The organism is Peterkaempfera bronchialis (assembly GCF_003258605.2).
In the GTDB taxonomy this organism is placed as follows: Bacteria; Actinomycetota; Actinomycetes; order Streptomycetales; family Streptomycetaceae; genus Peterkaempfera; species Peterkaempfera bronchialis.
In genome coordinates, this window is sequence record NZ_CP031264.1 from 6,783,939 (window position 1) to 6,801,973 (window position 18,035).

Sequence of the window (18,035 nt, forward strand, 5' to 3'; positions counted from 1 at the left end):
GGCCGCCCACCCCGTGGCCGGCGGGCGCTCCCTCAACCGGAGGCCGACAGACTGAAGCGGTACTCGGTACGGCTGCGCAGCACACCCCCCGGCCGCAGCACCGTGCTGGGGTACTCCGGGCGGTTGGGCGAGTCCGGCAGATGCTGCGTCTCCAGGCAGACGGCGCCGTACCGCTCATGGCGGCGGCCCGCAGCATCCCTCAGCGAGCCGTCCAGCAGGTTGCCCGTGTACACCTGGAGGCCCGGCTCGGTGGTCCAGACCTCCATCGCCCGTCCGCTCACCGGATCCTCCAACCGGGCGGCGCGGCGCGGCCCCGCACCGCCCTCCGGCGGACGGAGCACCCAGCAGTGGTCATAGCCGCCCGCCGCCCGCAGCTGCGGATCGGGCGCGTGCAGGCGCTCGCCGATGGCATGCGGGGTGGTGAAGTCGAAGGGCGTACCGGCCGTCGCCGCGAGCGGGCCGTACGGGATGCCCGCCCCGGTCACCGGGAGGTACCGGTCGGCGTCCAGCAGCAGCACCTGGTCGGCCACGGTCGGACCACCCGAAAGGTTGAAGTAGGCATGGCTGGTCAGATTGACCACGGTGGGCCGGTCGGCGGTGGCCCGGTAGTCCAGCGCCAGCGTCCCTCGGGCGTCCAGGCGGTAGGTGACCGAAACCTCCAGCGCCCCCGGGAAGCCCATGTCGCCGTCCGGGCTGCGCAGCGTCAGCCGCACCGCCGCCGCGCCGTCGTCCGGCACCGGCGCCGCCGTCCAGACCCGCCGGTCGAAGCCCTCGGGGCCGCCGTGCAGGGCATGCCCCCGGTCGTTCACCGGCACCCGGTGCTCCCGGCCGTCCAGGGTGAAGCGGCCCTCGGCGATCCGGTTGGCATAGCGGCCCACCAGCGCCCCCAGATAGGGGCTCGGGCCGGCGTAGTCGTCGACACCGGGCAGCGAGAGGACCACCGACCGGGTCCCGCCCCACCGGTCCGGCACCTCCAGGGCGTGCAGGACGCCGCCATAGGTGAGCACCTCGGCGCGCACTCCGGAGCCGGAGTCCAGATGCCAGCGCTCCACCGGAGTGCCGTCCGGAGCGGTGCCGAAGGGGGAGCTGCGCAGCACGGGTCGGGGCATGGAGGTCCTCGGGGAAGGGGGTGGCGGGCGGCCGGATCAGCGACGGCGGCCCAGGGTGGATTCGCGTACCACCAGGTCGTGCCCGGGCCGGACCCGGCGCGGCTCGGCGGTGGGCGCACCCGCCAGCCGCTGGACCACGCAGTCGACCGCCTGGCGGGCGATGGCCTGCTTGTCGGGCGAGACCGTGGTCAGGGTGGTCGCGCCGTAGCGGCTCTCCTCGATGTCGTCGAACCCGACCACCGCGATGTCCTCCGGCACCCGCAGTCCGCGCTCGGTCAGCACCCGCATCGCACCGATGGCCTGGAGGTCGTTGTACGCGAAGACGGCGTCCGGCCGGGAGTCGCGGTCCAGCAGGTCGGCCATGGCCTGGGCGCCGTCCGCGCGGCCGTACCCGGCGGCGGTGGCCACCAGCGAACCGTCATGCGGCAGCCCGGCCGCCGACAGCTCCTCCCGCCACCCCTGGAGGCGCAGATGGGCGGGCTGCCGGGCGCTCTCCCGCCGCGCCCCGAGGAAGGCGATCCGCTGCCGCCCCATCCCGGCCAGGTGCCGCACCGCACTGCGGGCCGCCGCCACGTTGTCGATCGCGATGTGGTCGTACGGCGCGTCGTACTCGCGCTCGCCCAGCAGCACCAGCGGTGCGGTGTCGGTGCGGCCGAGCAGGTCCTCGGTCTCCAGCTCGATGGGGGAGAGGATCAGCCCGTCGATGACCTGGGCGCGGAACCCCTGGCAGACCAGCATCTCCTTCTCCCGCACCCCGGCGGTGTGGTCCAGCAGCACGGTGTAGTCATGGCGCGCCGCGGCGTCGATGACCGCGCCGGCCAGCTCGGCGAAGTACGGGTTGCCCAGCTCGGGGACGGCCAGCGCGATGATGCCGGTGCGGCCCTTGCGCAGATGGCGCGCGGTCAGGTTGGGGCGGTAGCCGAGCTCGTCGATCGCCTGCTGCACCCGGGCGCGCATCGCCGGGGTGACATGCGGGTAGTCGTTCACGACATTGGAGACGGTCTTGATGGACACTCCCGCTCGCAGCGCGACGTCCTTGAGGCTGACGCCCACGGCGTTCCTCTCCTCCGGGTCGGGCCGGCGCCGCGCACTCCCGGGGAGCCCGCGGCACCGGCGTCTGTCATGTGGTGCGGCGTGCCCGCGCCAGGTACCGCTGGGCCACGACCACCACGATAAGGAAGCCGCCGCTGACCACGGACTGGTAGGAGGAGTTGAGCGAGCCGATCTGGTTGATCAGGTTCTGGATCACCGCCAGCAGCAGTACCCCCCACAGGGTGCCGCTCACCGAACCGGCGCCGCCCACCAGCAGCGTCCCGCCGATGACCACCGCGGCGATGGCGTCCAGCTCCATGCCCACCCCGACGATGGTCACCCCGGACGACAGCCGGGCGGCGTTCAGCGCCCCGGCGAACCCCGCCAGCAGCCCGCTCAGCACATACACCAGCACCCGGGTCCGGGCCACCGGCAGGCCCATCAGGGTCGCCGCGTCCGCGCTGCCGCCCACCGCGAAGAGCGATTGGCCGAACGAGGTGCGCTGGAGCACCAGCCCGCCCGCGCCGAAGAGCACCAGCGCGATCGGCACCGGATGGCCGAAGCCGCCCACCGTCCCCTGGCCCAGCTCGGCGAAGGCCGAACCGCGCGGCACCAGATAGGTGGTGGCGCCCTCATGGGTGAGGCTCAGCAGCAGGCCCCGGGCGCAGAGCAGGGTGGCCAGGGTGACGATGAACGGCGCCATCCCGGCCCGGGCGATCAGCAGCCCGTTCACCGCGCCGATCGCCCCGCAGACCACCAGCGGCAGCAGCAGCGCGGGCACCACCCCGTACTGCGACGCCCAGGCCGCCAGCACTCCGCCGAGGGCGAAGACCGACCCCACCGAGAGGTCGATGCCGCCGGTGATGATCACCAGCGTCATGCCCAGGGCGACGACGGCGAGGAAGGACGCCTGCACGGTGATGTTGTGGGCGTTGTCCAGCGAGGCGAAGGACGGGAAGACAAAGGAGGAGACCAGGACGACCGCCAGCAGCACCGCGAAGACGCCCTGCCGCTGGACCAGCGAGGCGATCCGCTGCCGGTCCGGCGTACGGGCCGGACCGGGCGGCGCGGGGACGGGAGGCACCGCAGGATCGGCGGGGGCCGGGGCCGGCCCGAGTGCGGAGAGGGGCTTCATCGGGATCGACGCTCCCGGGCGACATAGACGGCGACGAGGATGATGACCGCCTGGGCCATCTGGGCGGTGGAGTCCGGCAGGTCGTGCTTGACCAGGGTGGCGCGCAGCAGCTGCATCAGCAGGGCGCCGAAGACGGTGCCCAGCACCCGGACCGAGCCGCCGGTCAGCGGCGTACCGCCGACCACCACGGCGGTGATGGCGGAGAGCTCCATCAGATTGCCCAGCGCCGAGGGGTCACTGGCCGTCAGCCGGGCGGTGGCCAGCACCCCCGACAGCGCCGCCAGCACCCCGCAGAGCACATAGACACCGATCAGCACCCGCCGGACCGGCAGCCCGGCCAGCCCGGCCGCCGCCCGGTTGCCGCCCACCGCGACCAGCTGCCGGCCGAAGGTGGTGCGGTGCACGATCCCGGCCACCAGCAGCGCCAGCACCCCGGCGACCAGCACCACCACCGGGACGGACAGCACATCGCCGCTGCCCAGCGCCAGCAGGTCGGGGTTGGCGATCTGCTTGAGCTGCCCGTCCGCGACCACCAGCGCCAGCCCCCGGCCGCCGACGAAGAGCGCCAGCGTGGCCACGATCGGCTGGAGGCCCACCACCGCCACCAGGACGCCGTTGACCAGGCCCACCGCGACCCCGGCCAGCAGCGCCACCAGCAGCGCCGGCACCAGCCCGTACCCCAGGTAGAGCGGCAGCAGCGCCGCCGCCAGCGCCATGGTGGAACCCACCGACAGGTCCACGCCCTCGGTGCCGATCACCAGCGCCATGCCGAGCGCCACGATCACAACCGGGGCCACCTGCACCAGCTGGGTGCGCAGATTGGCGGTGGTGAGGAAGTGGTCGGTGAAGACGGCGTTGAAGACCAGCAGCACCGCCACCGCCGCATAGACCCCGTACCTCTGGAACCAGGCCGGGGCGGCGAGCCGGACCGGGCCCCGCCCCAGACCCAGCGACAACTGGCTCATCCCTGTGCCTCCTCGGCCGTGTCCGGACCAGGCGCCGGGGCGGTCGGGGCATCAGGTGCGGCCGGGGCGTCCGGGGCGGCCGGGGCGGTCGGCGCGTCGGAGGCCAGTACCTCCAGCAGCTCCGCCTCGGCCACCCGGTCACCGGTCAGCTCCCCGGCCACGGCGCCGCCGCGCAGCACCACCAGCCGGTCCGCCCCCTCCACCAGCTCCTCGATGTCGGAGGAGATCAGCAGCACCGCCAACCCCTCCTGGGCAAGCTCGTCCACCAGCGCCTGCACCTCCGCCTTGGCACCCACATCGATCCCCCGGGTGGGCTCGTCCAGCAGCAGCACCTTGGGCTCCAGACAGAGCCAGCGCGCCAGCAGCACCTTCTGCTGGTTGCCGCCGGAGAGCTCGCCGACCTTCTGCTCGGGGCTGGACGCCTTGATCCGCAGCCGCTTCATAAAGACCTCGACGATGCGGTCCTGCCGACTGCGGGAGACCACCCCCGCCCGGGACAGCCTCGGCATCGCCGCCAGCACGATGTTCTCCCGCACCGACAGCCCGGGGATCACCCCCTCCGCCTTGCGGTCCTCCGGCAGCAGGCTGACCCCGGCCCGGATCGCGGCGGCCGGGGAGAGACGGCGCAGCCGGCGCCCCGCCACCGTCACCGTGCCCGCGTCCAGCGGCAGCGCACCGGCCAGCGCCTTGGCGGTCTCGCTGCGCCCGGAACCGAGCAGCCCGCCCAGGCCCAGCACCTCACCGGGGCGGAGTTCCAGGCCCACGTCGTCCAGCACATGGCGTCGGCTCAGACCGGTGGCGGTGAGCACCGGTTCGCGGGTCGCCCGGTGGCCGTCGCCGAAGCCGGTGACGCCATGCCGGCGCACCTCGGAGACCTCCCGCCCGAGCATCATCGAGACCAGCCGCATCCGGTCCAGGCCGGCGAGGTCGCCGGTGTGCACCAGCCGCCCGTCGCGCAGCACCGTGACCCGGTCGCAGATCCGGTACAGCTCGTCCATCCGGTGACTGACGTACAGCACCGCGATATGGCGGCTGTGCAGGTCCTCGATGACCCGGAAGAGCGTCTCCACCTCGCGCGGCTCCAGTGCGGAGGTGGGTTCGTCCATCACCACCACCCGGGCCTGTACGGAGACCGCGCGGGCGAGCGCCACCATCTGCTGGGTGCCGACGCCCAGGCTGTTCAGCGGGCGGCGGACGTCCACGGTGACGCCGAACCCGGCGAGCAGCTCGGCCGCCTCCCGGTACATCCGGGGGAAGTCGATCAGGCGGAGGCGGTTCCTGGGCTCGCGGCCCAGGAAGATGTTCCGCGCCACGCTCATCAGCGGGACGAGGTTGACCTCCTGGTAGATGGTCGACACACCCGCCTGCTGGGCCTCGTACGGCCGGGCGAAGGAGACCGGACGGCCGCCCAGCCGCAGTTCGCCGCTGTCCGGGCGGTGCACTCCGGTGAGCACCTTGATCAGGGTGGACTTGCCGGCGCCGTTCTCGCCGACCAGGGCGTGGATCTCGCCGCGGCGGAGCGTCAGGGAGACGTCGTCGAGCGCCACCACGCCGGGGAAGCGCTTGCCGACGCCGATCGCCTCCAGCACCGCCGGGGCCGCGGAGCCGTCCGCGTCCGGGGGCGGTGCGGCGGCTGCCGCTTCTGGGGGTGCCATGGGGTACGGCCTTCCGTGGTTCGGTGAGGTGATCCGGTGTGAGGGTCACGGGACGGCGCCCCGGGCCGCCCGGCGCGGAGCGCGGTGCGGTGGACGGCCCGGGGCGGCACCGGTCAGTACGCGCCGGAGAGCGAGTCCTTGGCGTTGGACGCGTCATAGGCGCGGTCGGAGATGATCACGTTCTCCGGGATGGCCTCGCCGGCGAAGAACTTCTGCGCGGTGGCGAAGGCCAGCGGGCCGAACCGGGGGTTGGACTCGATGACGCCGTTGTACTGGCCGTCGGCCAGCGCCTGCACCGCGTTGCGGGTGCCGTCGATGGAGATGACCTTGACGTCCTTGCCGGGCTTCTTCCCGGCCCCCTTGAGGGCGGTCACCGCGCCCAGGCCCATCTCGTCGTTCTCCGCGTACACGGCGGTGATGTCCGGCTTGGACTGGATCAGCTGCTCCATCACCTGCTGGCCCTTGTCGCGGGCGAACTCGCCGGTCTGCTGGGCCACGATCTCCAGCTCCGGCGCCTTCGCCTTGATCTGGTCCACAAAGCCCTTGGTGCGGTCGGTGGTGACATTGTTGCCGGAGGAGCCGAGCAGGATCGCGACCTTGCCCTTGCCGCCGGTCACCTCGATCATCGCGTCCGCCGCGCGCTTGCCCTGCTCCACGAAGTCCGAGCCGAGGAAGGCCACATAGTCCTTGCAGGCGGTGGCGTTGAGCTTGCGGTCGACGGTGATCACCGGAACGTGCTTGGCGGCGGCGGCCTGAAGAGCGGGCTCCAGTCCGTCCGAGTTCAGCGGCGCCACGATCAGCAGCTGGGCGCCCTGGGCCAGCATGTCCTGGATGTCGCTGATCTGCTTGGAGAGCTGCGACTGGGCGTTGGTGGTGAGCAGCTTCTTCACGCCGAGCTTCGCCGCCTCGTCCTTGATGGACTGGGTCTCGGCGATCCGGAACGGGTTGGCCTCCTTCTCGGACTGCGAGAAGCCGACGACCGCGTCCTTCAGGTCGAGCTCGGCGGCGCCATAGGACTGGAGGGTGCAGCCGTCGGCGGCGGACTCGGCGGCGGTCGGCGACTGCACCACCTGCGCGCCCTGGGTGGAGTCGGCGTCGGCGGTGCCGCTGCTCTCCTGCTTGGCGCAGCCGGCGGCGGTCAGGGCCGCGGCGGCGGTGAGGCAGAGGGCGGCCAGGATGCGTGGTCTGCGGGAGGTGGTCATGTGCGGCGCTCCTCGGGAGGGTGGGTGAGGGTGCTCTGCCATACGAGGGGTTTACAACGTTATACAGAGGGCTCAACTAGCCTGGCAATAGCGGGAATGCAACGTTGTGAAGCGCATGCGGGGCCCGCCGGAGCGGGAGGCCCCCGGGGCGTACCGGGAGCCTCCCGCCACCGTCACCGCCCGGAGGGCGCCGCCGGTTCACGGGCCGCCAGCGAGGCCACCTCGGCCGCGCTCAGCGCCCGGTCGTAGGCGTGCACATCGGAGACCGCCCCGGTCCAGTAGTCGACCGCGCTGCCGTGGTACCTGCCCCGGCCGATCAGCAGGTGCCCGGAGGACACCTCCGCGTTGCACGCCCGGGTGGTACCCGCCTCGGCGCCGTCCACATAGACCCGCAGCGCGCCGTCCCGGTGGCTGTAGCTGCCGGCCAGGTGGTACCAGCGGCCGGTCTGGGGCTCGCCGATGGACCCGGCCAGCGCGCGGGCGCCGGCGAAGCTGAAGGCGAACCGCTTGTCGGCCTGGGAGTACTGGAGGTAGAAGGCGCTGTCGGCGTCGCCGTCCACCGAGACCGCGGTGCTGAAGTGCCCCTTGTCGTCCAGCCGCACCCAGGCGGCCACCGAGTAGTCGCCCTGCTCGGTGTCCAGCACGGGCGCTCCGGTGTCCACATAGCCGGTCTTCCCGTCCAGCAGCAGCGCTCCGCCGTTGGGGCCGGAGGTCCAGCCCGCTCCGCCGTGCAGGGTCCCGTCGTGGCGGCCCGCCAGATCGGGGGCCACGGTGCCGGACTGCTGGTGCAGCGGCCACCAGCCCACCCCGGCCGCACCTGGGGTGCCCGGCCGCACGGTGGTCCCGCCCGCCGCCGCGCCCGCCGCGATGACCTGCCGGTTGACCTCCCGTACCGGGCCCGGCGCCACCTTGACCACCTTGCGGTCGTAGGTCAGCAGGCCGTTGATCTCGCCCTCGACATCGGCGATCTGGGTGTAGACCGAGCCGGAGAGGCCGCAGGAGGCGCCCTGGATCAGCTTCCTGGTGTTGGCGACATACGCCTGGGTCAGCTCCTCCGAGTTGGGCACGTCGCCGTAGTTCTGGCCGCCCGGGACATTGGCGATATGCCCGGGGACGGTCAGCGAGTAGCCGCCGTGCTCACCGTCCACCGCCGCCCGGGTGGCGTCCGGCGCGGGTCCGGCCGGCCCGTGGTAGTCGTGGTGGTCGATCAGGTCGCCACGGCCGGAGTCGCCCTTGGAGAGGCAGCAGTTGACCCCGGAGTGGGCGTCCACCAGACGGGAGGGGTCCTGCTTCTTGACCGCGTCCACCAGGTCACCGGTGGCGGCCTTGCTCCACTCGCCCCAGCCCTCGTTCATCATCGTCCAGATGACGATCGACGGGCTGCTGAGGTGCTGGTCGACGATGGTGTGCACCTGGTCGATGAAGACCCGGTCGGTCTCCGGCGTGGACGGCGCCCCCGGGGCCCGGCTCGGCATGTCCTGCCAGACCATCAGGCCGAGCCGGTCCGCCCAGTAGTACCAGCGCGCGGGCTCCACCTTGATGTGCTTGCGGACCGCGTTGAACCCGAGGTTCTTGTGCTGCACCAGGTCGGACTTGAGGGCCGCGTCGGTCGGCGCGGTGTAGAGGCCGTCCGGCCAGAACCCCTGGTCCAGGGTGGCGAGCACAAAGGTGGGCTTGCCGTTGAGCCGGACCTTGTTGACCCCGCCCACCTGGGCCACCGCGATCGACCGCATCCCGGCGTACGAGCCGACCGTGTCCTTGGCGCGGCCGTCGGCCAGGGTGACCTGGAGGTCGTACAGATACGGGTCGTCCGGGCTCCACAGGCGGGGCTTGCCGATCGGCACCCGCAGCGCCGCCCCGGCGGTCCCGCTGACCGAGCCGACGGCCTTGCGGCCCGCGTAGACGGTGGCGGTGACCTTGGCCTTGGGGCTGGTCCCGGCGGCGGGGCGCACGGTGACCGAGAGCGAGCTGTCCGCCAGGTTCGGCGTGAGCACCAGCGAGTCGATGCTCGCCTCCGGCACCGGCTCCATCCAGACGGTCTGCCAGATCCCCGAGGTGGGGGTGTACCAGATGCCGCTGGGGTCGGAGGACTGCTTGCCCACCGCGTAGCTGTTGCCGTCCGTGGTGTCCTTCACTCTGACCAGCAGCGTCTGCGACCCGCGCTTGGTGACCGCCGCCGTGATGTCGGCGGTGAACGCCTCATAGCCGCCGGTGTGGTGGGCGACCTGCCTGCCGTTGACGTAGACCCATGCCTCGTAGTCCACCGCGCCGAAGTTGAGGTGCAGCCGGTTGCCCGAGCCCACCTGCCAGCCGCTCGGCACGGTGAAGGTGCGCTGGTAGAGCGACCAGTCGTGGTGCTCGGCGACCCCCGACAGGGCCGACTCCATCGGGTACGGCACCAGGATCTTTCCGCTCAGCCTGCCGGAGGGCAGTGCGGCGCCCTGCTCGGTGGCCTGGAACTGCCAGGTCCCGTTGAGGTTCTGCCACTGCTGGCGGGTGAGCTGCGGCCGGGGGTACTCGGGCAGGGCGTTGGAGGGTGACACCTCCTTGGCCCACTTGGTGGCGAAGTACCAGGTGGAGTCGTTCTGCGCGACGATCGAGAACGGGCCGAGCGCGCCGCGCGCGGTGGTGATGCCGCCCCGGCCGTCATAGCTGATCCGCACCTCGGCGTTGAGCGGGATCGGGGTGTCGGAGTCGCCGGGGGTGATCACCAGCCGGGAGGTGTTCCGGGGGTCCTTGGCCACCCGAGCCGACCAGAGGGTGCCGCCTGCGAGCACGGCCAGATGGCTCGCCGCGCCGGCCGGGAGGGATGACACGGCGGAGGGCAGCGTCACCGTGGCGGTCCGGCCGGTGCGGTCGACGGCGCCCTTGGCGTCGGCGGGCGCGAAGCCGGCCGGCAGGTGCAGCGCCGAGTCGGGCACCGGACGGCGGTCGAAGCCGGGCCCGGACCACTCGGTGTGCAGGTAGGCCCCGCCGTTGCCCTGGTTGTAGTCGACCGCCAGGTCATGCAGGCCGGCCGTCAGGGTGATCGGCTGGGAGGTGGTCTGCACATCCCAGTCCGTCGTCCAGTGGTCGATCACGCTCGACCCGTCGAGGGACATCCGGAAGCCGTTGTCGCCCTTGATGTAGAAGGTGTAGACGCCGTTCGCGGGCACCTCCAGCCGCCCGGTCCAGCGCACCGCGACATTCTCCGTGGTGCCGGTGTAGGCGCGCAGCGCGGGCAGCAGGTCGTCGACATGGAGCGAGGAGTCGATCCGGGTGCCGGTGTAGGTGGCGAAGTCCAGTGCTGTGCCGTTGGAGCTCCGGTAGTAGTCGCCGCGCAGACCCGGATCGGCGGAGGCGGAACTGGTAGCAGAACCGGCGGCGGCGGCCGGAGCGGCACTCACCGAGGCCGGCGCGAGCAGCGCCGCCCCCAGCAGCAGCGGTAGCAGTACGGCCAGCCGATGGAGGAGGGGTATGCGGAATCTGCCAGGGCTCATCACGTGCACCTTCCGTGGAGGGGAGGGGATCGCCGGCACCTCGGGCATCGGTACTCTCGCGTATAACGTTGGAAATGCCGATGCGAAGAGCATGAAAGCAGGGTGCGGACGCCGCGTCCAGACCCCTGCGGGGACTCGTTCCCGTCGGGTGACGCCGCACCCCCAGTGCTGATGGACAGTCAAAATGCCTGCTGGCCTGGGGTGAGATCTCGTTTGCCGAGCGGCCGGGAGGTGAGCCTCGCTGCATCGGGCGGCCTTTCGATCGGCCGTGCAGGTACCAGGTCTGGACACCGAGGTGGGTCCGTGCTGTCATTTGGTGGGACAGCATTTCTAACGTTGAAGACAGTTGGTGCCGACCGGCCGCATCGCCCGTGCGCAGCGGCGGGGCGGAAGGGTCGCGCGCGATTGCGCCGCCGCGTGCGCCGGTGACGCCGGGTCAGCTGTTGCGTACCGTGGCAGGCGTTCACCCGCCGTCCGGTCGCAGGCAACAGTTGGAGGGGCACCATGGCACGGGAGGCACGCCACCGCCGTCCGCACACCACCAGCACCACAAACCGCCTCGTCCTCGCCGCCGGGGTGACCGGCGCGGGGCTGGGCGTACCGGTCGCCGTGGCCGGGGCGGGCGGGGCAGCCGCCGCCACGCCCCACCTCGCGGACCGGAGTCTCGACCTGTCCGCCGACACCCTGGACGCCTCCGTCCAGACCGTCGCCCTCACCGGGGCGGTGGAGTTGGCGGCCGCTTCCGCGAAGTCCGCCGCACCGACCGTGCATGTGGTGGCCCCCGGGGAGACCCTCTCCGGCATAGCCGCCGGCCGCCGCACCCCGGGTGGCTGGCGCAGCGTCTATCTGGAGAACCAAGAGCTGATCGGCAGTGACCCCGACCGCATCATCCCCGGCCAGCGCCTGCATCTCGATCCGCCGGCACCGGCACCGGCAGCCCGTCCGGCCGCCCGCAGCACCGGCCATGTCGTACGCAGCGGCGAGACCCTGACGTCGATAGCCCAGGACGAGGGCGTGGACGGCGGCTGGCACAGCGTCTATGTGGAGAACCGGCAGCTGATCGGCGACGACCCGGACCGGATCCTCCCCGGCCAGCACCTCACCCTCCCCGCGCCCGCCACCGCCCACCCGCCGAAGGCCACCCCGCCCGCGGCGCCCAAGCCCCCGGCCCACAGGCCCGCGGCCCACAAGCCCGCCGCGCCCAAGCCGCCGGCCCACAAGCCCGCCGCACACCCCGCCGCCCGGGCCATCCTCCCCGTGCACGGCTACACCCTCACCGCCGGATACCACGCCGCAGGCAGCCACTGGACCCACCGGCACACCGGCCAGGACTTCGCCGTCCCCACCGGAACGCCCGTCGTCGCCGTACTGACCGGCACCGTCGTCTCCGCCGGCTGGGGCGGCGCCTACGGCAACGAGGTGGTCCTCCGGCACCGCGACGGCACCTACACCGTCTACGCGCACCTCTCCTCGATCGCCGTCCACTCCGGGCAGAGCGTCACCGCCGGCGCGCGGCTCGGCCGATCCGGCGCCACCGGCAATGTCACCGGCCCCCATCTGCACTTCGAGGTGCGCAACGCCCCCGGTTACGGCTCCGACATCGACCCGGTCGCCTGGCTGAGCCGCTATGGCCTGCACCTGTGAGCCCGTCGGCACCGCCGCCCGGGTAACCCGTTCGGCCGTCCACCCGGGGCCTGCCCCGCTCGTTGGTCCGCGTATGAACCACCCCAGCAGCGGAGCCTCCCGACCCGACACCGGCACGGTCCACCTGCGCGCCGACGACACCCTGATGATCCCGGTGGCGGCCGACCGGTGGGGGGAGCTGCTGCTGGCACTGGCCGACGCGGCGGTGCCGACCGTACCCGGCGACACCGGGGCGATGCGGGCGGTGGCCAAGCTGGACGAGCAGGCGTACACGGCGGTGCTGCGCTGGATCCGCAGCGCCAACCACGCGCATCACACCCGGCACGCCCAGCACGCCCAGCACGCCCGCCAGGCCGACCCGGCCGAGCGCCCCGACCGCTGACCGCCCCCCTCGATCCGACCCGGCCCGGCCCACGGAACACCGTGCGGCCGGGCTCTGCTGTGCCCGCTCGTACGGGAGCGCTCCCACGCGTTGGGGCCGCCACACCCCTTTCGTTCGAGAAGTTAACGCACCGGGGTCTCTTGACGCCTCGTTAGCCCACTGGCTTCATATGGAACGACATCGAACGGGTCGTCGATCTCCAGAAAACAGAGACCTCTTCGGCGCAGGCCCGACCTTCGATATGGAAGCGCTCCCACAGCCTCCCGTCCACCCACCCCGAGGAGAGACCGCTCGTGCGCAGCACCCGCATCGCCAGAGGACTCACGGCCGCCGCCGCAGCGGCCGCCCTGTGCGCCTCCGCGACGGCCACCGCCACCGCCGCCACCTCCCGACCGGCCACCGACCGGTCGCTGCCGTCCGGCAGCCACTTCTACGTCGACCTCGACAGCAAGGCGGCGCACCAGGCCGTCACCGACCTGAAGGCCCATGACCTGGTCGGCGCGGCGGCGATGAGCAAGCTCGCGTCCTGGCCGATCGCGCAGTGGTTCAACGGCACCGCCAAGCCCGCCGACACCACCGCGGCCATGAAGCGGCTTCAGCAGAAGGCCGCCCTTCAGCACCAGACCCCGGTGACGGTCGCCTACAACGTCCCCGGACGCGACTGCTCCCAGTACTCCGCCGGCGGCGCGGCCACCTCCCAGGAGTACGCCGCCTGGGTGGACGCCCTCGCCAAGGGCATCGGCAGCAACCGGACCGTGGTGGTGCTGGAGCCCGACGGCCTGGCCCTCAGCCCCACGTACTGCGGCGGCACCGCCCAGCAGCAGTCCGACCGGCTGGCCGAGATCCGCGCGGCCGCGCAGCGGCTGGAGAAGGAGTCCGGCCCGGTCGTGTACCTGGACGCCGGGCACAGCGGCTGGCAGAGCACCGGCACCCAGGCGCAGCTGCTGATCGACGGCGGCATCGCGCACGCCCGGGGCTTCTTCGTCAATGTCTCCAACTACCAGACCGACGCCGACTCGATCCGCTACGGCACCCAGATCGCCAAGTGCGTCTGGTACCTCGGGCACACCGCCGGCGCCACGGCGGACGACTGCGCCAACCAGTACTGGCCGGCCGCCGACGCAGACGCCTGGTACGCCTCCCACGTCCCCGCCAAGGCGGAGCTGCCGCACTTCGTGGTCGACAGCAGCCGCAACGGCAAGGGCGCCTGGGACGCGCCGGCCGGCACGTACTCCGACGCCGAGACCTGGTGCAACCCGCCCGGCCGCGGCCTGGGCACCCGGCCGACCGCCGACACCCGCAACGCGCTGCTGGACGCCTACCTGTGGATCAAGGTCCCCGGTGAGTCCGACGGCAGCTGCACCCGTGGCACCGCCGGTCCGGTCGACCCCGAGTACGGCATCGTCGACCCGGTCGCGGGCGGCTGGTGGCCCGCCCAGGTGCACGGGCTGGCAGCCAACGCCTCCCCGGCGCTGACCTTCAACCCTCACCTGATCGGCTGATACCCGCGCGCGCCCCGGCCTGCGAAGGCCGGGGCACGCGTGTAACCGTGAACGGGCAAGGGAGCCTCGTCCTGGGTGCCACCCGGAGAGCCCCTACCAGGAGGTGCGTGCGAGATGTCCTTCCCCCTCCCCACCCGTTTCGCCGCCGTGTCGGCGGCAGCCCTGCTCGGACTCACCGGCGTGGTCGCGGGCGCGGCCCCCGCCCAGGCCCGGACCCAGCCCGACCCCGCGCGGTCCCGGACCGCGTCGGCCGTGCCGGCGGCCTGTACGGTGGCCGGCCTCCGCCTCTCCATGGGCAGCCAGGACGTCGGAGCGGGCCAGCTGTACTGGCCGATCCGCTTCACCAACACCGGCTCCCACAGCTGCTCGCTGCGCGGCTACCCCGGCGTCACCGTGCTGAACGCCAAGCACGGCCGGATCGGGACGCCCGCCACCCACAGCGGCCGGTCGTACGACACGGTCACGGTGCGGCCCGGCCGCACGGTCACGGCGATCGTCCACACCACCAACGGCCCGCTCGGCGGCCCCTGCCGCGCCACCGGCTCCTACCTGCGTGTCTACCCGCCGGGGTCCCTCCGCGCGCTGACCGTCCCGGCCAAGTTCAGGGTGTGCTCCAACACCTTCGACATCTCCCCGGTGATGGTGCCCCGGTCCTAGGCCGCGGCTGACCATTCGCGCCTTGCGCTGCACCGCACCGGAGGCCGTGCGCTTTACCGGCGCGAATGGTCGGACACCGCCTAGGCTGGACGTCGTCGGCACCGCGTGCGCGGTGCCGACGACATGTCCGCCGGGGCGGAGAGGCAGGGGGGCCATGGGCGACGGGATCGACTCCGGCTATGCGGCGCTGCGGCGCGACCGCGCGGGCCAGGCAGCGGCATTCGACGCGCTGGGCGCCCGCTATGACGAGGCGTTTCCGCACAAGGAGGGCCAGCTCGCGGCGGGGGAGTGGCTGGCCGCTTCGCTGCCGCCCGGGTCCAGGGTGCTGGACCTGGGCTGCGGCACCGGAGTGCCGACCGCCCGCAGGCTCGTCGACGCCGGGCTGCGGGTGGTCGGCATCGACCTCTCCCCGGGCATGGTCGAGCGGGCGCGGGCCAATGTCCCCGAGGCGGACTTCCACCAGGCGGACATCGCGGACCTGCGCCCGGGCGGCCCGGTCGACCTGGGCCGCTTCGACGCCGCCACGGCCTTCTTCTCCCTGCTGATGCTGCCCCGCGCGGAGATCCCGTTCGCCCTGGCCGCGATCCGCGGACTGCTGCGCGAGCGGGGGCTGTTCGCCCTCGCGATGGTCGAGGCGGACGCCGACGACATGCCCGTCCCGTTCCTCGGGCAGACCATCCGGGTGTCGGGCCACCCCAGGGCCGAGCTGCGCCGGATCGTGGCGGAGGCCGGCTTTGAGATCGTGCGGGAGACCGCCACCGGCTACGCCCCGGAGGCCGCCGACGTGCCTCCGGAGGTGCAGCTCCTGCTGCACTGCCGACGCGTCGGCTGACCCCGCGCGGGCTCCGCCGCCTCCACCCGGCTGCCGAGCCGACCGCCGAGCCGACCGCCGACCCGACCGCCGCCCCGACCGTCAGTCGGACCGTCAGCCGGACTGCCCCACGGTCGCCCCGCCGCCGGCCTGCACGGCGCGCACCGCCTGCTGGTGGATGGCGCGTCCGGTGGCCTCGTCTGCGGCCGGGACCGGGCTGCCCTGCAAGGTGTACCAGTCGCTGGCGCCGGTGTACTGCACGGTGACCCGGGCCTCGTTGTCGGCCCACATGGTGTGCACGGTCAGGTCGCCGGTGATGGGGCCGACCTCGGCGGTCATCGCCCCGCCGGCTCCGGCGATGATGCCCTGAGTGGTCCAGGTGGCCCAGGTGTCCACGGTGCCTCCGGTTGGGGTGCGGCGGGTCGGGGGTGTTCTCCAGTCTCCTCGCGGAAGGCGCCTCCGCGCACCTGGGCGTCCCCCCGTACGGCCCCGCCGTCTCCGTCGTCCCGATGGCAGCCGACAGCTCGGTTCTCCTTGACAAAAAAAGTTGTCGGTGGGACCTTGGTCGCATGCTCGATGTGACCGTGATCGACGATCCGGCCGCCGCAGAGGCGTCGCTGGACCCGGTGCGGGCCCGCCTGCTGGCGGCCCTCGCCGAACCGGCCTCGGCCAGCACCCTGGCCGCCCGGTCCGGCCTGTCCCGGCAGAAGGCCAACTACCACCTCAGGGCCCTGGAGCGGCACGGGCTGGTGGAACTGGTCGAGGAGCGCCGCAAGGGGAACTGCACCGAGCGGATACTCCGGGCGACCGCCGCCTCCTATGTGATCTCCCCGACCGCGCTTCCCGCCGTGGCCCCCGACCCCGACCGCGCGCCCGACAAGCTGTCCGCCCGGTGGCTGCTCGCGCTCGCCGCCCGGCTGGTGCAGGAGGTCGGCACCCTGATCGCCGGGGCGACCGCCGCCCGGCAGCCGCTGGCGACGTTCGCGGCGGACAGCGAGATCCGGTTCGGCTCGGCCGCCGACCGGGCCGCCTTCGCCGAGGAGCTCAATGGAGCGGTCACCGCCCTGATCGCCAAGTACCACGACGAGAGGGCGGAGGGCGGCCGGCCGCACCGCCTCGTCCTCGCCCTGCACCCGAGCGTCACCCGCCACTCGGAGCAGCACCACTCGGAGCAGTACCACCCTGAGCAGCACCACCCGGAGCAGACCTCCGGGCAGACCAAGGAGACCTAGAGATGTCCGAAGAGTTCGAGATCGTTCGCGAGGCCGAGCTGCGGGCCACCCCCGAGGAGGTCTGGGACGCCTTCACCTCCGGCACCGGGGGATGGCTCTGGCCGATGGAGTACGAGCCCCGCGAGGGCGGCGCCGCCCCCGGCGGCGGCACCGTCACCGTCTGGGAGCCGCCGCACCGCTTCACGGCCCGTATGGAGGGCGAGGACGGCTGGTTCAACCAGCTGGAGTACGTCATCGAGGGCCGCGACGGCGGCCTGACCTCCTACCGCTATGTCCACAGCGGCGTCTTCACTGACGACTGGGACAACCAGTACGACGGAGCCTCCCGGCACACCGACTTCTACCTCCACACCCTCGCCCAGTACCTGCGCTACTTCAGCCGCCGCCCGGTCGCCTACGCCGCCGCCCAGGGGCCCGCCGCCTCCTCCGCGAGCGACGCCTTCACCGTGCTGCGGCACGCGCTGGGGCTGGACGAGGCGTCCCAGGGTGACTCCGTCCAACTCGCGCTGCCCGGCATCGAGCCGCTGGACGCGGTGGTGGACTACCTCGACCCGTACTTCATCGGCCTGCGCACCGACGACGCGCTGTACCGCTTCTTCGGCCGCAACGCCTTCGGCGCCCCGGTCGGCATCGCCCTCCACCTCTTCGGCGAGAAGGCCGACCGGGACGAGGCCGAGCACGCCTGGCAGTCCTGGCTGGACGGGGTCTTCGCACAGCACCCGTGACCATGGCCCCGATGCGACGGTGTGCACGCCGACCCGGCCGCTCCGTCCCTGCCCGGCGCGTCGTGGCATGCTCGACCCCGTGACCCCCGAGGACCTCGCCCACCTGCGCCGGGCACGCGACCTCATGGACCGCGAGTACGCGCGCCCGCTGGATGTGCCCGCACTCGCGCGTACCGCACTGATGTCGCCCGCCCACTTCTCCCGCCAGTTCCGCACCGCCTATGGAGAGACCCCGTACAACTACCTGATGACGCGTCGGATCGAGCGGGCCAAGGCCCTGCTGCGCCGGGGAGACCTCAGTGTCACCGAGGTCTGCATGGCGGTCGGCTGTACCTCGCTCGGCTCCTTCAGCTCACGCTTCACCGAACTCGTCGGCGAGACCCCCAGCGCCTACCGGGCACGCGACCACCGGGCCGGAGCCGCCGTGCCCGCCTGCTACGCCAAGGTCGTCACCCGACCGAGCAGATTTCGAGAAGCACCGGTCGCACCGCCCACGTAGCGTTCA

The 18,035-nt window shown here is 72.7% G+C and carries 16 protein-coding genes; 8 read left to right on the forward strand and 8 right to left on the reverse strand.

The window, feature by feature from the left end:
- Positions 1 to 32: 32 nt before the first annotated feature.
- From C7M71_RS28995 to C7M71_RS29025, 7 genes are all read right to left on the reverse strand, one after another.
- Positions 33 to 1,109, reverse strand: a complete 1,077-nt coding sequence (locus tag C7M71_RS28995; RefSeq protein WP_111491087.1) for an aldose epimerase family protein — start codon at positions 1,107 to 1,109, stop codon at positions 33 to 35.
- A 36-nt stretch (positions 1,110 to 1,145) separates the two neighbouring features.
- Complete coding sequence (locus C7M71_RS29000; protein WP_111491088.1) at positions 1,146 to 2,162, reverse strand: LacI family DNA-binding transcriptional regulator; 1,017 nt, start codon at positions 2,160 to 2,162, stop codon at positions 1,146 to 1,148.
- A 67-nt stretch (positions 2,163 to 2,229) separates the two neighbouring features.
- Complete coding sequence (locus tag C7M71_RS29005) at positions 2,230 to 3,276, reverse strand: ABC transporter permease (protein WP_111491089.1); 1,047 nt, start codon at positions 3,274 to 3,276, stop codon at positions 2,230 to 2,232.
- On the reverse strand, positions 3,273 to 4,241 hold the full coding sequence (locus C7M71_RS29010; protein ID WP_111491090.1) for an ABC transporter permease: 969 nt from the start codon (positions 4,239 to 4,241) through the stop codon (positions 3,273 to 3,275). Before C7M71_RS29010 ends, C7M71_RS29005 begins: the two co-directional genes overlap by 4 nt.
- Positions 4,238 to 5,896, reverse strand: a complete 1,659-nt coding sequence (locus C7M71_RS29015) for a sugar ABC transporter ATP-binding protein (protein WP_111491091.1) — start codon at positions 5,894 to 5,896, stop codon at positions 4,238 to 4,240. Before C7M71_RS29015 ends, C7M71_RS29010 begins: the two co-directional genes overlap by 4 nt.
- A gap of 113 nt (positions 5,897 to 6,009) precedes the next feature.
- On the reverse strand, positions 6,010 to 7,098 hold the full coding sequence (locus C7M71_RS29020) for an ABC transporter substrate-binding protein (RefSeq protein ID WP_111491092.1): 1,089 nt from the start codon (positions 7,096 to 7,098) through the stop codon (positions 6,010 to 6,012).
- 173 nt (positions 7,099 to 7,271) lie between these two features.
- Positions 7,272 to 10,577, reverse strand: coding sequence for a LamG-like jellyroll fold domain-containing protein (locus C7M71_RS29025; protein ID WP_111491093.1), 3,306 nt, complete (start codon positions 10,575 to 10,577; stop codon positions 7,272 to 7,274).
- Positions 10,578 to 11,081: 504 nt separating this feature from the next.
- Between C7M71_RS29025 and C7M71_RS32805 the strand changes: the two genes are divergently transcribed.
- The 5 genes from C7M71_RS32805 (at position 11,082) to C7M71_RS29050 (ending at position 15,594) form a co-directional block, all read left to right on the forward strand.
- Entirely contained in the window at positions 11,082 to 12,221 is a 1,140-nt protein-coding gene (locus tag C7M71_RS32805; RefSeq protein ID WP_111491094.1) for a LysM peptidoglycan-binding domain-containing M23 family metallopeptidase, read from the forward strand.
- Between the two features lie 73 nt (positions 12,222 to 12,294).
- Complete coding sequence (locus C7M71_RS29035; RefSeq protein ID WP_111491095.1) at positions 12,295 to 12,603, forward strand: hypothetical protein; 309 nt, start codon at positions 12,295 to 12,297, stop codon at positions 12,601 to 12,603.
- Positions 12,604 to 12,896: 293 nt separating this feature from the next.
- Positions 12,897 to 14,105: a glycoside hydrolase family 6 protein gene (locus tag C7M71_RS29040; protein WP_229758991.1), complete on the forward strand. Its 1,209-nt coding sequence runs from the start codon at positions 12,897 to 12,899 to the stop codon at positions 14,103 to 14,105.
- Positions 14,106 to 14,219: 114 nt separating this feature from the next.
- The gene (locus C7M71_RS29045) at positions 14,220 to 14,762 is read left to right on the forward strand and encodes a DUF4232 domain-containing protein (RefSeq protein ID WP_111491096.1); all 543 of its coding nucleotides are present in this window, start codon (positions 14,220 to 14,222) and stop codon (positions 14,760 to 14,762) included.
- Between the two features lie 154 nt (positions 14,763 to 14,916).
- Positions 14,917 to 15,594, forward strand: a complete 678-nt coding sequence (locus C7M71_RS29050) for a class I SAM-dependent DNA methyltransferase (protein WP_111491097.1) — start codon at positions 14,917 to 14,919, stop codon at positions 15,592 to 15,594.
- Positions 15,595 to 15,687: 93 nt separating this feature from the next.
- Here C7M71_RS29050 and C7M71_RS29055 read toward each other — a convergent pair whose 3' ends face one another.
- Positions 15,688 to 15,969 (reverse strand): hypothetical protein, encoded by a 282-nt coding sequence (locus C7M71_RS29055; protein WP_111491098.1) that lies wholly within the window; start codon positions 15,967 to 15,969, stop codon positions 15,688 to 15,690.
- Positions 15,970 to 16,142: 173 nt separating this feature from the next.
- Between C7M71_RS29055 and C7M71_RS29060 the strand changes: the two genes are divergently transcribed.
- The 3 genes from C7M71_RS29060 to C7M71_RS29070 all read left to right on the forward strand — a co-directional run bounded on the left by C7M71_RS29060 (position 16,143) and on the right by C7M71_RS29070 (position 18,029).
- The gene (locus C7M71_RS29060) at positions 16,143 to 16,805 is read left to right on the forward strand and encodes an ArsR/SmtB family transcription factor (RefSeq protein WP_111491099.1); all 663 of its coding nucleotides are present in this window, start codon (positions 16,143 to 16,145) and stop codon (positions 16,803 to 16,805) included.
- Between the two features lie 2 nt (positions 16,806 to 16,807).
- A complete protein-coding gene (locus C7M71_RS29065; RefSeq protein WP_111491100.1) occupies positions 16,808 to 17,530 on the forward strand; it encodes an SRPBCC family protein in 723 nt (240 codons plus the stop codon).
- Positions 17,531 to 17,609: 79 nt separating this feature from the next.
- Entirely contained in the window at positions 17,610 to 18,029 is a 420-nt protein-coding gene (locus C7M71_RS29070; protein WP_111491104.1) for a helix-turn-helix transcriptional regulator, read from the forward strand.
- Positions 18,030 to 18,035: the final 6 nt, after the last annotated feature.

Excerpts from the sequence above, each read along its gene's own strand:
- C7M71_RS32805 (WP_111491094.1), top strand. The coding sequence starts at position 11,082 with ATGGCACGGGAGGCACGCCACCGCCGTCCGCACACCACCAGCACCACA.
- C7M71_RS29045 (WP_111491096.1), top strand. The coding sequence starts at position 14,220 with ATGTCCTTCCCCCTCCCCACCCGTTTCGCCGCCGTGTCGGCGGCAGCC.
- C7M71_RS29010 (WP_111491090.1), bottom strand. The coding sequence starts at position 4,241 with ATGAGCCAGTTGTCGCTGGGTCTGGGGCGGGGCCCGGTCCGGCTCGCC.
- C7M71_RS29065 (WP_111491100.1), top strand. The coding sequence starts at position 16,808 with ATGTCCGAAGAGTTCGAGATCGTTCGCGAGGCCGAGCTGCGGGCCACC.
- C7M71_RS29020 (WP_111491092.1), bottom strand. The coding sequence starts at position 7,098 with ATGACCACCTCCCGCAGACCACGCATCCTGGCCGCCCTCTGCCTCACC.
- C7M71_RS29035 (WP_111491095.1), top strand. The coding sequence starts at position 12,295 with ATGAACCACCCCAGCAGCGGAGCCTCCCGACCCGACACCGGCACGGTC.
- C7M71_RS29050 (WP_111491097.1), top strand. The coding sequence starts at position 14,917 with ATGGGCGACGGGATCGACTCCGGCTATGCGGCGCTGCGGCGCGACCGC.
- C7M71_RS28995 (WP_111491087.1), bottom strand. The coding sequence starts at position 1,109 with ATGCCCCGACCCGTGCTGCGCAGCTCCCCCTTCGGCACCGCTCCGGAC.
- C7M71_RS29005 (WP_111491089.1), bottom strand. The coding sequence starts at position 3,276 with ATGAAGCCCCTCTCCGCACTCGGGCCGGCCCCGGCCCCCGCCGATCCT.
- C7M71_RS29025 (WP_111491093.1), bottom strand. The coding sequence starts at position 10,577 with ATGAGCCCTGGCAGATTCCGCATACCCCTCCTCCATCGGCTGGCCGTA.
- C7M71_RS29015 (WP_111491091.1), bottom strand. The coding sequence starts at position 5,896 with ATGGCACCCCCAGAAGCGGCAGCCGCCGCACCGCCCCCGGACGCGGAC.
- C7M71_RS29060 (WP_111491099.1), top strand. The coding sequence starts at position 16,143 with ATGCTCGATGTGACCGTGATCGACGATCCGGCCGCCGCAGAGGCGTCG.